The following is a 16,244-nucleotide window of genomic DNA, read 5'->3' on the forward strand; positions in this document are numbered from 1 at the left end:
GCTTACTTTTTTGAATAAGCCACTAGGATACAGTAACTAATTTAACGCGCTAGTAGTTTTGCTTTTATATCGCTGTAACGCATCTGCTCGCACAGTGCAAAACCACTCAATTGGCGCACTTTATTACGTGCAAATAACGGTACACTCATCCCCGCTAAAAAGCGGCATTGGGTTTCAATACCCACATTATGATTACCTTTGTCTGCCATATGCGCTAAAAACTCATCCACCTTTTGATAAATAAGTTGCTCGTCAATATATGCAGGCTCTATAGAGTATTCAAGCTTAACCGCATGGCCTCTACACACACTACAATGCCCACATTGCTGTGGTGCATTTTGATCGTCAAAATAGCGCGCTAAGTTATAGCTTAAACAACTTTGTAGCTCAAAAAAGCGTACAAGTGCAGCAATACGTTTAATTTCGGCTTGTTCTTTATCACTAAAGTAGTCGTGAAGTTGCTGGGCAAGTTCTGGGTTATTTATAACCTCGCTATGCACTTTGTATACTTGGGTAATACGTTTGGTTTCGAGCGTTATTAGGTTTTTTTCGGCTAGGTAATCAAGGGCTGCCACTACGCGTTTTCGATCAACCTGCGCGGCTTGCGTAAGGGAGTCAAAATTTAGCGTGCCCCATATTTTTTTAAAATCGGTATGGCTAAATATTTGTGTTAAAAATGCTTGGCGTTGCTCGTCAAACTGACTTAGTAGCTCGTTTTTATCAACCAAAAATTTGTACTTAAAATCAGCGTAGTAGGCATATTGCGGCGTTATAGCGCCTTGCATTTCAAGCTGTACAAGTAAGGTTTTAAGTGCCAGTTGGCGAATATTACTTTCGCTTGATAAGCTGTATTCTTGCATTTCCCATTGCTGGTGGCTTTGGCGAATATCGTTAATTACGTATTCAATACCGCTAAGCTCAGGGGTGTCGCCATATACAAAGTTTTCAACCGTATTTAGCCCATCTAAATTGGCAAGGGTGTAGCAGTTTGATGGATTGCCATCGCGCCCTGCTCGGCCAATTTCTTGGCTGTAGTTTTCAATCGATTTTGGTAAATCGTAATGTATAACAAAACGAATATCTGACTTATCAACACCCATACCAAAGGCTATGGTTGCCACCACTACGTTAATTTTACCCGCCATAAAGTCATCTTGAATTTGCCAGCGTAGCGTATCTTCAAGCCCCGCATGATACGCCACCGCGTGCACACCTTGTGCACTTAGCACATTAGCAACTTGCTCGGCGCTTTGCTGTAGCGTTACATACACAATACCAGGGCCACTTTGCGCGCGCACAATGTTGGTAAGCTCGGTGTTTTTATCGGCGGTTTTAACGCTCAACACACTTAAATCTAAATTGGCGCGATAAAAGCCCGTTTGCACAATACACTCAGGCGATATAGCAAATCGCTCTGCCATATCGCGTTTAACTTTTTTAGTCGCCGTTGCCGTAAGCAGCAATACTAAAGGAATATTAAGCTCTTCGCGGTAACGTGGCAGTTTAAGGTAGTCGGGTCTAAAGTTATGGCCCCACTCAGATATACAGTGCGCTTCGTCTACCACTAACATCGAAAGCGCCACCTGGCTTATAAACTCTCTAAAACGCTCGTTTTTAAAGCGCTCAACCGACACCATTAATACTTTAATTTTACCATTTCGCACATCATTCATTACGGTGCTGCTTTGCATTTGATCTTGGCTCGAATCAAGGCTAGCAGCATAAATACCTTTGCTATTTAAAAAGCTAATTTGATCTTTCATCAATGCAAGTAAAGGCGAAACCACTAACGTTAAATTTGGTAAATGCAACGCAGTTAATTGATAGCACAACGATTTACCCGAACCGGTCGGAAATATAGCCAACGACGATTGACCATTTAAAAGCTGCTCTATAGTTTGTTGTTGCCCTGTTCTAAATTGGCTAAAACCAAAGTGCTGCTCAAGTGATTGAATTAGTGGCGTGGTCATAAATGTCCTTTTCGGTGTATTTAACAGCAATTTAACTGCACAGCTAAACTATAAGAAAGTGAGTATAACTTATATGCCTTTATTCAGCATTTTTTGCTGACATCACCTTTATTTAAGCGCAAACTAGAGCACTATAAAATGAGTAGTAACTGCTTGTTGCCAAAATAATTTATTGATACCCAAGTCATCTTAAAAAACTAATAAAAATACAGATCACTTGGGTATATTATTTTTGAGGGCAACGTTATGAATATTACTACACCTAAAATCGTCGTTATTGGCGGTGGTGCTGGCGGATTAGAACTCGCAACGCAATTAGGTCATAAATTAGGAAAGAAAAAACAAGCTGAAATTCTACTAATAGACAAAAACCGTACCCACATATGGAAGCCGTTACTGCACGAAGTAGCGACAGGCTCTATTGACCCCGATTTAGATGGCGTTGTGTATTCAGCCCATGCTGCAAAACACCACTATAACTTTCAACTTGGTACTTTTTGCAATATAGATCAAAGCAATAAAACAGTTACCCTTGCACCACTTTTAGACGAGCTAGGCCACACAATTTTACCCGAGCGCACCGTGCGCTACGACCACCTAGTAATTGCCATTGGCAGCGTAAGTAACGACTTTAATACCCCAGGTATAAAAGATCACTGCTACTTTTTAGACTCAAACCAACAAGCAGAGCGCTTTCAGCATTCATTACTAGATAGTTTTACACGCCTTCACCAAGACGACAACCAACAGCAATCACTTAATATTGCCATTGTAGGCGGCGGTGCTACGGGTGTTGAACTCTCAGCTGAGCTTTACCATGTGTCTGAGCTATTAAAGCTTTATGGCTTAACAAATATGTCGTCTAAGCGTTTGCATATACATTTAATAGAAGCCGGACCACGTATTTTACCAGCATTACCAGAGCGTATTGCCGTAAGTGCTAAACGTGAGCTATTAAAACTTGGCGTAAACGTGCGCGAGCAAACACAAGTAAAAGAAGGCACCGCACAAGGCTTTATCACCAAAGACGAAGAACACATTGATGCCGATATTATGGTGTGGGCAGCAGGCGTAAAAGCACCTGATTTTATTAAAGACTTAGGTATTTTTGAGCTGACGCGTAGCAACCAAATTCAAGTAAACGAGTTTTTACAAAGCACCGTAGACGAAAGCATTTTTGTATTAGGCGATTGCTGCGCATTTACCCAAGCCGATGGCAAGCAAGTACCACCTCGTGCACAATCGGCGCATCAAATGGCGCAGTGCGTCGAAAAAAATCTAATCGCAACGCTAAAGCAGCAACCACTACGCGGCTTTAAATACAGCGACCATGGCTCGTTGGTTAACTTATCAAGCTACAGCACTGTGGGTAATTTAATGGGCAACCTAACCAGCAATACCTTTTTTATTGAAGGTAAAATTGCCCGCTTTATGTATATATCTTTATACCGTATGCACCAACGCGCCATACACGGTAGCGCAAAAACCTTTGCATTATGGATAAGCGAAAAAGTGCTGCGTGTAGTGCGCCCTAAAATGAAGTTGCACTAAAAAATTAAGTACGCTCACAAAACCACAAAAAAGCTTTAAGAGTTAATAAGTATTATCTCTTAAAGCTTTTTTGCACTTTGCGTACCTAAAGTAGTACGATGTGAGAATATTTTAATAACATCAAAGGATTGGCGGTTATGAAAAAGCTACTTCTCGGACTTATAATTATAGCGGCTTTGGCAGTATATCTATTTAAAACCCAGCCTAACACAGCCGCTGTAGAGCAGCCCAACGTGGCTACACCAAATGCCACTGAGCCTAACTTAGTTAATAAAAAGCAGCCTGCAGAAGGCACCCCGCTACGAATAGTCACAGATCTAAAAAAAGATATTCGCCTTTGCAGAGATCAATCACAGCAACAACACATAAAAATAAATAATTTAAACCAATCGCTTGTTTCATTTTTTGTGAGTGAGCTTAAAAAAGGGACGTCGGTCCCTACGATTTTAAAGTATGCAAACCTATCAGAAATCAATAAGCGTCAATACATTGCCTTTTTAAGAGATGCCATAGTTACTGAGCAAAAACAGCAGCTTAATATTACTAGCTCTTTAAACGAATTAGCTAATTGGCAAGGCATTGAGGCAATTAAAGGCTTCACCAATGATAAAGTAAAAGAAATGATTCAACAGCTTGGAGATAATAAGCATAGCCCTCCAGGACTTACTCTGAGTGTACCCCTTGATGAAAATGTACAAAAAGAAACCCTTTATGCTTTATTAAACAACACAGATACATTTACCACTTACTCTAAAACGTTTATTAAACTTGAAGGCAGTGAGGTTATTTCCCCGGCTACATTATTTGTGCTTAATGCAAATAAATTTACGCCAAAAGAGTTTGAGCAGGCAATTTCATCTAATCAATTTACAGTAAATGAAGTAGCTACTGCGATTAAAAACAACATTCCTAATGAGTATATTTTTGCGCTTATGAAGCAGGTGCCGGCACTGGATGCTATGCCGCTGTACGAAGAAAATTCTGTTTTATATAACATGGCTGATATTGCCGTAAGCCAGTTTAATTTACCGCTTGTAAAAGCACTGCAGCAACTAGGCGTAACACCAACCAATCAGCCAGGCTTATTTACGGGTTTAGATGTTGCAATAGTAAGCCTGCCTAAAAGTGGTAACTTAACGCTAGCCCCTTTAGATGCAAAGCATACTCAAATGTTAAACTACCTTACAGATCAGGGCTATAAAGCTCATATCGGCAATGCTAGTGACGCTCTAAATAGCAAAGGCGTTTCTTTTGTAAGTGATTTTATTTACCAGCAAGGCGCCTATATTAATGGCCAGGAAAACCCTGAGCAATATGCTTACTTTAACCCTATTGGTAAAATAGACAACGCCACATTGCCCCAAGTGAGTGAGCCCGATAATTCTGATGTTGCACGTTTTTTAGTAGATTTGAAGCAACAAAAGGAAGATCTAGATAATAAAAGACAAAACTGTGAACTATTACAGCAGCAGCTAAGCGCTACTGAACAATTACACTCTACTATGCGAGCATATAATACGGTGCTAGAGGTAAAAAAAGAGCACGGTAATAACTTCGAATATGTTTTACAAGAACAAGACCCCGTATTAGTTAATTACTGGTGGAGTATACTAAGTAATCAGCTTTCAAACGATAGAAGTCATAGCGCGTTCAGCCAATATTTGTCTAAAAAAGATTACCAAAAAGCTTATGAGTACAGCCTTAGTAAACCATTAACTCAAACAGAAACCGATACACTTTTTTCATTCCTACTATTAGAGCCTCATGACTTTATAGCGATCTGGCAAAGCCGAGTTGAACCTAAGCCACCGAGTGATTTAGCAAGATTAAGTCGTTTTCCTCTTAGTCAATGGCAAAAGCTTAAACAAGCTGGTTTTGATTTTTCGATTACCGATACGTATGGGCGCGACGTTTATGTACAAGCTGCATCGTCTTCTGTCGAGGTAGTACAATTTCTAATTGATAATAAAATACCCGCTGATTCAGAAAAATTAGGCGTAGATATACTCGACTTAGCGCTTGAGCAAAGCTATACCAAAGGGGAGTTAAGCCCAATGATTCCTTTAGCCTTACAGCTTGTTGAAAAAATTGAACCGAATCACCTTTCTCGCGCAGCACGATTAAAAACGTTTTATCCTGAGGTTTACGAGCAATTAATTAAGTTAAACCCCGCATTAAAACCCGCAGAGGGCACGCAGCTAAATCACTATACTTTTAATAACCTATAACCCGCACTTTTAATACGCCAACAAATTAGTTGGCGTATTTGTTACTAACCAAAATATTGTCTTTAATATTTAACATTGTCTGTGTAGAGTATTTAAAACAACTAAGGAAATTGGGTTATGACGGGTAAAACGCTAATTTTTAATTTTGACGGCACAGGAAACGAGCCCCGTGATGCAGAGCAATTTAGCTCAGAGCATTTTAAAGAAGACTCTAATATTACCAACATTCTAAAATTGCATTTACTGCTTGGCGGTAAATTAGAAGACTCCTCCATTACTCCTTTTGCTAACCAACTCAGTTTTTATTATCAAGGTATTGGCACTAAAGGCAGCCGCCTTAAACGCATTTTAAACCAAACCCTTGCACCTCGTGGTGACGACGTAGCCAGTATTTTAAATCAAGCGTTAAGCGACTTTAAAGCTCACTACCTAATAGGTGATACCATACTGCTAACGGGCTTTAGCCGAGGCGCTGCGCTTGCCAGACGTTTTGCTAAAATCCTAGAGCCTTTAATTGCTGATAATGTTTACGTATGTGTGTTTGATACTGTCGCCTCTATTGGCTTATCAAAAGTAAGTAAAGCTACACGCGGCGCAGAGCACGTTATTTTTGAAAACCACACCATTGCCAACAACATTACTCACGCGCTGCACTGCGTAGCCCTTGACGAAAAACGCCGTGCGTTTGAACCCACACTCATGAACCATCAAAGCAATATTACCGAGCTATGGTTTGCAGGAGCGCATTCAGACATTGGCGGCGGTTACTACCGCGATGGCCTAGCCGATATTTGCTTGCGCTACGCACTTGAGTGGTTAATAGAACAACCGCTTAATATATCGTTACTCACTAGCCACGATATAGATTACGAAAACCTACTCCCCGATAGCAACTTAGTAGCACAAGATGACGTAACCGTAACGCCCGATCCGCTCGCATTAAGCCATCAACAAAATTACTTTTGGTTTAACCCATTTTTTAAATTAGTAGATAGGCAGTGCTATGTATTAATTGATGACGAAGCCAGCAACCTTAAGCCTTTAGTGCACTACAGCGTAGCCGAACGCATTAATAAGCTAACCAGTTACCGCCCAGAATCGCTAAAAAAACTGCATTACAAAATTAGCTATAACGACAACACCACACTTAGCTTTATTGGTTTAAGCCAACATATAGAACTGGCTAATCAAAACATGAATGTGCTGAGCATTAACCAAAGCCAAGATGTAATGGTATTTGCCTCAGAGCAATACAACACAACCGGCCTTATGCTAGAGCAAGGCGCTACGTACCGCTTTACCCCATACCCAAATCAATATTGGTTTGACGATGGCATAAAGTGCACGCCATTAGGCTGGAACCGCGATAACGTACAACTTGGCGTAAAAGAAATCCCCATGGCTGTGCTTGAACCATTTAGACGATTTCCTCGTGCACAATGGTTTTCACTCATTGGTGCTATAAATAAAAACGACGACCACCTTTTTGAAATAGCCAACGGCGCCGACATTAAAATGGATAAATCTGGCGAGTTTTGCCCATTCGCAAACGACCTAAGCCGCTTTTATGGCGCTAATGCCGGAAAAATAAAAGTGAAAGTAACGCGGTTGGAATAAGAGGAAACCGAGGCTTTTAAATTGTAGGCTGGAATTTACATCGCGCTTTGGCTTTATAAAAACACCATGCGAGGTATAAAACCTCACCTACAACAACTCAAACACCACACTCAACAAACCCGTAGGTGCGATTTTACATCGCGCTTTGTTCTTTAGTAACGGCTCATAACTCCCAATCAACGCTACAAAGCCCGCCTAAACTCCTGTAGGCGCAAAGCTTGCTCGCGCGAAAAGCGAAGCTTTTAAACCGTAGGTGCGATTTTACATCGCGCTTTGCTCTTATAAAAACACCATGCGAGGTATAAAACCTCACCTACAACAATTAAACCACTGCACTGAACAAACCCGTAGGTGCGATTTTACATCGCGCTTTGGCTTTATAAAAACACCATGCGAGGTATAAAACCTCACCTACAACAGCTCAAACACCACACTCAACAAACCCGTAGGTGCGATTTTACATCGCGCTTTGGCATTATAAAAAACACCATGCGAGGTATAAAACCTCACCTACAATAATTCAAACACCACAAAGCCCGCCTAAACACCTGTAGGCGCACAGCTTGCTCGCGCGAAAAGCGAAGCTTTTAAATTAAATAAAACAAATATCAGTTTTAATGTTCACTATAAAACTGATAGGTTATTATTACTGTTTTTATCAATGGTTACTTTTTCGTGGCAAATGAAGTTATACAAAAAATAATTGAGTATTTACATCAAAACACCGACATTGATGTAGTTTGGCTATATGGCTCCCATGCAAAAGGGACAGCTCAGCCTCATAGTGACATTGACTTAGCCATAGCATTTAAAAACTTTGATCTGGAATCGTTCGATAAGCGCCTTAGGCCAAAAGAGCTTGAGCTTGAAATAAGTAATGCACTTAATCTTAACGAACAACTTATTTCGATTGTTGATATAAATATTATTCCAAGTTATTTAGCTTTCAACGTTATTGAATATGGAAAAATAATTATAAGCAATAATAGTGTTAGAGCGATGAAAGAGCAGCAGCGTATATATAGCCAGTTCGAATTTGAAACCATAGCGAGTAAACATGACTGATACCGGAATTACACTTTATTTAAGTGAAGTAACACGCCATATTGACGAATATATGCAAGAACTCGACGAACTCAGTCAAATCGATTCACTTAATAGTAGAGACTACCGAGCTGCAGAGCGATTACTACAGTTAATGACCGAGGTGTGTATTGGTTTATCAAAGCATTGGCTAAAGCAGCACAAAAGTAGTACCAGTAGCAACGCCTATCAAACATTTAGCGAACTTACTAATTTAGGCTTTTTGAGCGAGGCAGAACTACTGTCATGGCGTAAAATTATAGGCTTACGAAATGCTCTTGTTCACGATTACTTAAATATTGACCAAAGTATCGTTAAAACAATCATTAAAAAGCAACACTACATAACTATGCACGCATTTAGTATTAAAGCGATTACAGAGCTAAACAAAGATTCATAGATAAAACCTCACCTACAATAATTAAACCACTACACTGAACAAAACCGTAGGTGCGATTTTACATCGCGCTTTGGCTTTATAAAAACATTAAGCGAGGTATAAAACCTCACCTGTAACAATTTAAAACACCTATTCGCCTCACACAATGAGGCAAACAATATGTGTAATTGCCTCATTAGGCAATTTTGTAACGTGTACTACGCCCGCCTGCGGCGGTTTTTGTTAAAAACCCAAGCGTTTGCAAGTCCGATAAATGGCGTGTTGCGGTTGCACGGCTAACCTTAGCTACCTTTTGGTACTGACTCGCACTAATACCCTGTTCAAATTGGCCATCAAGTAACTTATTAAGCACTTTTACTTGCTGCTCACCTAACTTTGTTTGATCTTTACTTGCCCAGTAATTGGTTTTAAAAATTGTTTGCTCAATATTATTAAGCGTATGGTGTATCGCATTATTAAGCGTACATAAAAACCATTTAACCCATTGGGTAATACAAAGATCTCCACGTTGAGTGGCCTCAAGCACCTCGTAGTAGCTTTTTCTGTCTTCTAAAATAGCCACCGACATAGCGTAAAACCGAATTGACTCAGCATGTTCTTGCGCTAATGCCAGGTCGGTTATAAGGCGTGTAATACGCCCATTACCATCCTCAAGTGGATGTATTGTTACAAACCATAAGTGTGCGATAGCTGCCCGAATAAAAGGATCTATTTGAGGTTCGTTTTGCGTTTTGTTAAACCAGTTAAAAAATAACGAAAGCTCTTTATTTACTCGCTCTTTAAGAGGCGCCGTAAAATGTAATACCGGTTTATCTAAGCGCCCCGATACCACTTGCATTGGCTCGTCACCACGCAATTGCCCGCCCTCAATTTTAGTAAATAAGCTTTGCTCACCTGCAAACAATAAGCGATGCCAATTAAGCACTCGCTCTAAATTAAGCGGTGAGTCTGTGTTATTTATTGCATCAAGCATAATCTCTGCAAGATTATCGCTTTGCACTGTTGTTGGGTAAGGTTGCTCATTAATATTGAGCTTTTTAGCAAGAGAAGAGCGAACCGAAAATGCATTAAGCTTTTCGCCCTCAATCGCACTGGAGTGAATAATATTTGCAAGTAAGGTATCAAGGGCCTGCTGCTTTTGTTGAGCACTTTGCACGCCCATACGCCCTACTAATAAACCTTGATTATATGAAAGCTCCCTTAGTAAAGGAGCAAGCACCGCATCATCCCACGTAAAGTTAGGCCAGTTTTGCTGTTGCCATATCCACATAGTCTTTAGTCCTAAAGGTAATTAGCTTCAGTCTATGTTATTTATTTGCCTCATGCAATGAGGCGAATAGAAGAGTTAATTGCCTCATTACTTTTAAGCGTTAAACAGAACAATAATTCATTTTCCTGTGATAAAAAATGTATTTTTAAGCGAGGTATAAAACCTCACCTACATTAATGCAAACACCGCTCTTAACAAAAGCGTAGGTGCGATTTTATATCGCGCTTTGGCTTTTAAATAAGGCCAAGCTCAACACCTGTAGGCGCGAAGCTTGCTCGCGCGAAAAGCGAAGCTTTTAAAGTAAATTACTTATATCGCATTGGCGATGGCAACCAAGGGGCGGCTTTCTTCAAATAAGCTCTGCTGCTAATAATTCATCCTTGAAGCCGGGTTCCTGTCAGCATCCATGCTTCCACTTCCTCAAGCTGCAAAGCTACGCTTTGGTCATTCGTCACCCACGGCGCCCCACAATTTCACTTATCTTTAAACACTAAATTAATATGAACGTAAACGCGATGAAAGCACATCCATGTGCAAGCATCGCTTTCCTCGAATCCATGCGAGGTAATTACTCATTAATTATGTGCTTGCAGGTGAAGTTGAAGGGGGAACGTTCTTAGCAGCGGCCTTAAAATTTGCTGTAGGCGCTCAGCTTGCTCACGCGAAAAGCGTAGCTTTTAAAATAATTTCTTTATATCGCGTTGGCGATGGCAACCAAAGAAAGACAAGCGCCGACTTCTCTTTGGAATCTCTCGACGCCCCGAGGATCACACTATTTCCTCAATTTAAATTAATAATATGAATGTAACCAGCGTAGATAGGCCATCCTTGGCCAAGCTACGCTTTTAACAGCATCCATGCTGTTAATTACTCATCATTAATTAAATTTCGGGTGTGATCACGGGGGGATGTCTTAGCTGTAGCGTTTAAGCTAAATTTGTCGATGGACTTAGAGTTAGGTATATTAAATTTATACATAATTTGAGTAACTTAAATGGCTAATCAGGAGTTTTCATCTGCCTTTTCATCATCATTTTTTTTTGCTTTCTTAATCAAGCTTCTTGATATAATGACATCCTTATCTCTAGGTAATATTAATAGCTCACTTTTAGTAATAAAATAGATACTCTTATCATTCATAGCTATCAAGTTCCCTTCAAAAACATCACTGCCTTTAGTTACTTTATAACAACCAGACTGCCCCCAACCATCGTTACATAAGCTTTCCACTAGAAATTTATTCAATCTAGATTCGGAACGTTCTTGCCCCCGACCATGAATATAATTAGCGAAGACACAAAACAAAATAAAGACGATAAGAAAAAGTGCTGACATAAAATATGAGGCATAAGCAAATAGAAATGTATTTTTAAATCTATTAGCGCCGATATAACACCATACTTTAAACTTTCTAAAATATGGATTTTTTCTTTTAATAATAACTTTAAACTCTTGATTGGTAATTTTCGGCTTAAATCTAAATAGCTTTAATTTCTTGTGCAATAAATAATAGCTTTTAATAGAACCATAGATAAAAATTATAAAAAATCCGAATAAAAAAAGTGATATTAGCTGTCCAAATGCGTCAATAAATGACGTAAATAACTCTCCCCACAAGCCTTGAGCGCTAACACTACTCCTTGTAAGCAGCTCGTAGTTTATGCCAAACGTGGATAAATAACCTATTTGGTATATCCAAAACAACACTTTAAATGGAAGCACTAATAGCACACCCAAAAGCAAAGTATTACTTACAATAAATTTTGTTACCGGTAACAGAATTCCTGTATTCTTTTTAAAGTCGTTCAGAGTTTCTACTACTACATCAGATAAGTTCATTCTTTAATCCCTTAAATTAATTTTTCTATATTTCAATCATATCTATGTTTCTAGAATAATACATACCTAATTATCGCGTTGGCGATGGCAACCAAAGGGCGGTTTTCTTCAAATAAGCTCTGCTGCTAATAATTCATCCCTGAAGTCGGGTTCCTGTCAGCATCCATGCTTCCACTTCCTCAAGCTGCAAAGCTACGCTTTGGTCATTCGTCACCCACGGCGCCCCGAGAATCACACTAATTCCTCAATTTAAATTAATGATATGAACGTAACTAGCGTAGATAGGCCATCCATGGCCAAGCTACGCTTTTAACAGCATCCATGCTGTTAATTACTCATCATTAATTTAATTTCGGGTGTGATCACGGGGGAACTTTCTTAGCAGCGTTTTTAAAATTTGCTGTAGGCGCTCAGCTTGCTCGCGCGAAAAGCGAAGCTTTTAAATTGAATTTACAAATATCGCATTGGTGATGGCAACCAAGGGGCGGCTTTCTTCAAATAAGCTCTGCTGCTAATAATTCATCCCTGAAGTCGGGTTCCTGTCAGCATCCAAGCTTCCACTTCCTCAAGCTGCAAAGCTACGCTTTTAACAGCATCCATGCTGTTAATTACTCATCATTAATTAAATTTCGGATGTGATCACGGGGGAACTTTCTTAGCAGCGGCCTTAAAGTTTGCTGTAGGCGCTCAGCTTGCTCGCGCGAAAAGCTAAGCTTTTAAAATAATTTACAAATATCGCGTTGGCGATGGCAACCAAGGGGCGGATACCGCCGACCGCCCCTTGGAACCCCACGGCGCCCCTCAATTTCACTTATCCTTAAACAAATAATTAATATGAACGTAAACGCGATGAACGCACATCCATGTGCAAGCATCCCTTTCCTCGAATCCATGCGAGGTAATTACTCATTAATTATGTGTTCTCAGGTGAAGTTGAAGGGGGGAATTTCTTAGCATCATCATTTGATTACTCTCTCGGCTAATACTTAACTCACACGTTTGTACTTAATTACTAGTAACTTAGTCGATTATTACTTGTAGCTGTACCGTATTTAAGTAAACTAACTACTCGCAAACAGGGAGTGGTTTTAATGCAGCAAATTGGTATTTACGAGCAGTTAATTACGCAAGTAATTAAGCAAAACTTAAATCGTGATCAATTTTATGTAGGTGAGCGCCAGCTTGAAACGGCCGAAGCCGCAACATGGCTTTCACGCTTTTTAGGTAAGCTTGTTGAACATGCGATTGATGCAATCCCTAATTCAAAAAAGCGCTTAGAAGAACAAATTGACCTTGCCAACAACCTTGTACTTTGGCTTAAAGATCACATTCGTGATGACGAACTAATCAACGAAAATCTTATCGACAGCCAAGGCCGAATACTTACCGCGCTATTTAATACCCAAAACCCTATTGCGGCCAACCTTAAAGATTACTCAAGCGATATATTCCCACTCACAGGCCTTACACAAAGCGAATTATTTAGCGGTGCTAATGCAGGTATATCGCTTGAAACCGAGCTAAAGCGCGAGATTAAATCGTCCGACACTATTTACTGGCTGGTCTCATTTATAAAATGGACGGGGCTGCGCATTTTTAAAAATGAGCTTGAAGCGTTTACTAAAAGCGGTAATAAACTCAAAGTTATTACTACTTCGTACATGGGCGCAACGGATGCTAAAGCCGTTGAGTTTTTAGCAAACCTACCAAATACCGAAGTAAAGCTAAGTTATAATAATCAGCAAGAACGTCTACACGCTAAATCATACTTATTTATGCGCAATACGGGTTTTCATACAGGCTATATTGGCTCGTCTAACTTATCGCATTCGGCGCTTACCAGCGGCCTTGAATGGAACTTAAAAATTACCGCACAAGAAATCCCACACATCATAGCTAAAACTAAAAGTACCTTTGAAACCTACTGGGAATCAAAAGACTTCGAGCTATTTACAGGCGCTGTTGAGTGTAAAGAAAAGCTCATTAATTCACTTAACGAACAACGCGGTGTTGGGCAATCAAGCAGCCAGTTTTATTTTGATATAACACCAAAAACGCATCAGCTCGCTATTTTAGAAAAGCTAAGTGCTGAGCGCAGCGTACATAATCGTTTTAAAAACTTAGTAGTTGCTGCAACCGGCACAGGTAAAACCATAATATCGGCGTTCGACTTTAAAACTGTTTACGATAAAAACCCAAACGCACACTTTTTGTTTGTAGCCCACCGCGAAGAAATACTAAAACAAGCGCAAAGCGCTTACCGTGGCGTGCTTAAAAATAACGACTTTGGTGAGTTGTGGGTAGGTAACTACAAACCACAACGCTACAACCAATTATTTGCATCAATCCAAACGCTGAACAGCCAAATTGAATCGCTCAATTTAACTCACGATTACTACGACTACATAGTGATAGACGAAGTACACCACGTAAGCGCTGAAAGTTATCGCGATGTTTTAAACCACTTTACGCCCACAATATTACTTGGCCTCACCGCCACACCAGAGCGACAAGATGACGCAAATATATTGGATGATTTTTGCGGCGTAATAGCCGCTGAAATTCGCTTACCAGAGGCAATAAATCAACGCCACTTATGCCCATTTCAATACTTTGGATTGGATGACGACACCGACCTAAGCCAAATAACATGGCGAGGCGGCCGTTACGATATAAGTGAGCTAAGTAACCTTTATACAGGGGAGAACAGCCGCGCTAACAAAATTATATCGAGCCTTGCTGATATAGTTACCAATGTTCACGCCATTAAAGCACTCGCGTTTTGCGTAAGCCAAAAACACGCAGAATTTATGGCTAAAAAGTTTAACTTAGCAGGCATAAACGCCGATGTACTCACCAGCAAAAACACCAATGAGCGCGCGGCTAAACAGCAAGCACTACGCCAAGGCGAAATACAAATACTTTGCGTGGTTGATATTTTTAACGAAGGGGTCGATATTCCAGAAGTTGATACTTTACTGTTTTTACGCCCAACTGAAAGCCTAACTCTGTTTTTACAGCAACTAGGCCGTGGTTTGCGTTTACCCGACAACAGCCAAAAGCAATGCTGTACCGTGCTCGACTTTGTAGGTAATGCTCGCCCAGAATACGACTTTGCCAGTAAATTTCGCGCACTCATTGGTAAAAGCAACCAACCGATAAAAACCGAGATTGAAAACAACTTCCCGCATTTACCGCTGGGTTGTCGTATTGAGCTACAAAAGCGCACACAACAAACAATTCTAAAAAATATTCAGCAAGCTATAAACTCTAAACGCCGTTTACAACAACTTATAAATAGCTATTCGCAACACACTAACGACGCGCTTACGCTAAGTAACTTTTTGCGCATAAACCCACAAGTTACTCTTGAAGATATTTACAAACCAAAAGACAAAAAGCTCGGCGGCTGGCATTGGCTTAAAGGCGATGAAATTCCAGTAGAACAAGCCGATATTTACGCCGCATATTACCGCGCCATAAACACTCAATTACTCGGCTGCGACTCAATCAGTTATTTATGCTTTTTACGTGATTTATGTAATAACGACTTTAGCTTTACGCCAACAGCGCAAAACCAACAGTACGCGCTTATGGTGCATTACAACTTTTGGGATAACACAGGCACAAGTTTAGGCTTTAAAACGCTCGAACAAAGCTTACAAGCACTTAAACACAAAGAGCTACAGCAGGAACTTGCTCAAGTAATTACGCTATTAATAAACCGTATTCACCAGCAAGAAAGCGATTTAGCGTGCCTACCAAACCACGCAATTAAATTACACAGCCGCTACACACGCCAACAAATACTCGCAGCATTTGGGGCGCACTCGTTTGATAAAAAATCGACCGCCCGCGAAGGCGTTTTAGAATTTAAAAACCAAAACCTAGAGCTGTTATTTGTAACGCTCAACAAGTGCGAAAAAACATATTCACCCACCACGCTGTATCACGACTACGCAATCAGCCCTACCCTGTTCCACTGGCAAACGCAAAACAGCGCCCGCCCAGAACACGGCCGTGGCCTTAGTTATATTCAGCACCAGCAAACAGGCAAAACCATCTTGTTATTTGTGCGCGAACAAGGCAAAGACGAAAATGGCCGAACTATGGGTTTTGTAAACTACGGCGAGGTAAAATACCAAAGCCACAACGGCAGTCAGCCAATAAATATAACGTGGAAATTAACCAGCCCCATGCCAAGTGAAATGTGGCATGAGGCTGGGAAGTTAGCAGTTGGGTAGTATTTTATGTGACTATTTAATTATCAACTTTCATCATTTTAA

Annotated in this window: 9 protein-coding genes; 6 read left to right on the top strand and 3 right to left on the bottom strand. The window is 40.3% G+C overall.

Features of this window, described 5'->3' with window-relative positions; genetic code table 11:
* Positions 1-41 precede the first annotated feature (41 nt).
* Positions 42-1,970 carry an ATP-dependent DNA helicase RecQ gene (locus I6E69_RS09025; RefSeq protein ID WP_197121085.1) on the bottom strand — a complete coding sequence of 643 codons (1,929 nt, stop codon included), beginning with the start codon at positions 1,968-1,970 and terminating at the stop codon, positions 42-44.
* 246 nt (positions 1,971-2,216) lie between these two features.
* Here I6E69_RS09025 and I6E69_RS09030 point away from each other — a divergent pair, with 246 nt between their 5' ends.
* From I6E69_RS09030 to I6E69_RS09050, 5 genes are all read left to right on the top strand, one after another.
* On the top strand, positions 2,217-3,521 hold the full coding sequence (locus I6E69_RS09030; protein WP_002962796.1) for an NAD(P)/FAD-dependent oxidoreductase: 1,305 nt from the start codon (positions 2,217-2,219) through the stop codon (positions 3,519-3,521).
* Between the two features lie 137 nt (positions 3,522-3,658).
* A complete protein-coding gene (locus I6E69_RS09035; RefSeq protein WP_197121086.1) occupies positions 3,659-5,749 on the top strand; it encodes a cupric reductase in 2,091 nt (696 codons plus the stop codon).
* A 117-nt stretch (positions 5,750-5,866) separates the two neighbouring features.
* Positions 5,867-7,366, top strand: a complete 1,500-nt coding sequence (locus tag I6E69_RS09040; protein ID WP_197121087.1) for a DUF2235 domain-containing protein — start codon at positions 5,867-5,869, stop codon at positions 7,364-7,366.
* A gap of 675 nt (positions 7,367-8,041) precedes the next feature.
* Positions 8,042-8,431: a nucleotidyltransferase domain-containing protein gene (locus I6E69_RS09045; protein ID WP_002962075.1), complete on the top strand. Its 390-nt coding sequence runs from the start codon at positions 8,042-8,044 to the stop codon at positions 8,429-8,431.
* Complete coding sequence (locus I6E69_RS09050; RefSeq protein WP_033037879.1) at positions 8,424-8,849, top strand: DUF86 domain-containing protein; 426 nt, start codon at positions 8,424-8,426, stop codon at positions 8,847-8,849. The genes I6E69_RS09045 and I6E69_RS09050 overlap by 8 nt, the downstream gene beginning before the upstream one ends.
* Before the next feature lie 175 nt (positions 8,850-9,024).
* On the opposite strand, the gene I6E69_RS09055 is transcribed toward I6E69_RS09050, so the two are convergent.
* Both I6E69_RS09055 and I6E69_RS09060 read right to left on the bottom strand, forming a co-directional pair.
* Positions 9,025-10,119 (bottom strand): Fic family protein, encoded by a 1,095-nt coding sequence (locus tag I6E69_RS09055; protein ID WP_197121088.1) that lies wholly within the window; start codon positions 10,117-10,119, stop codon positions 9,025-9,027.
* Between the two features lie 1,002 nt (positions 10,120-11,121).
* A complete protein-coding gene (locus tag I6E69_RS09060; protein WP_197121089.1) occupies positions 11,122-11,958 on the bottom strand; it encodes a hypothetical protein in 837 nt (278 codons plus the stop codon).
* Positions 11,959-13,049: 1,091 nt separating this feature from the next.
* On the opposite strand from I6E69_RS09060, the gene I6E69_RS09065 reads away from it, so the two are divergent.
* Positions 13,050-16,202: a DUF3427 domain-containing protein gene (locus I6E69_RS09065; protein ID WP_197121090.1), complete on the top strand. Its 3,153-nt coding sequence runs from the start codon at positions 13,050-13,052 to the stop codon at positions 16,200-16,202.
* Positions 16,203-16,244: the final 42 nt, after the last annotated feature.

Source organism: Pseudoalteromonas sp. NZS100, from assembly GCF_015864815.1.
Taxonomy (GTDB): domain Bacteria; phylum Pseudomonadota; class Gammaproteobacteria; order Enterobacterales; family Alteromonadaceae; genus Pseudoalteromonas; species Pseudoalteromonas distincta.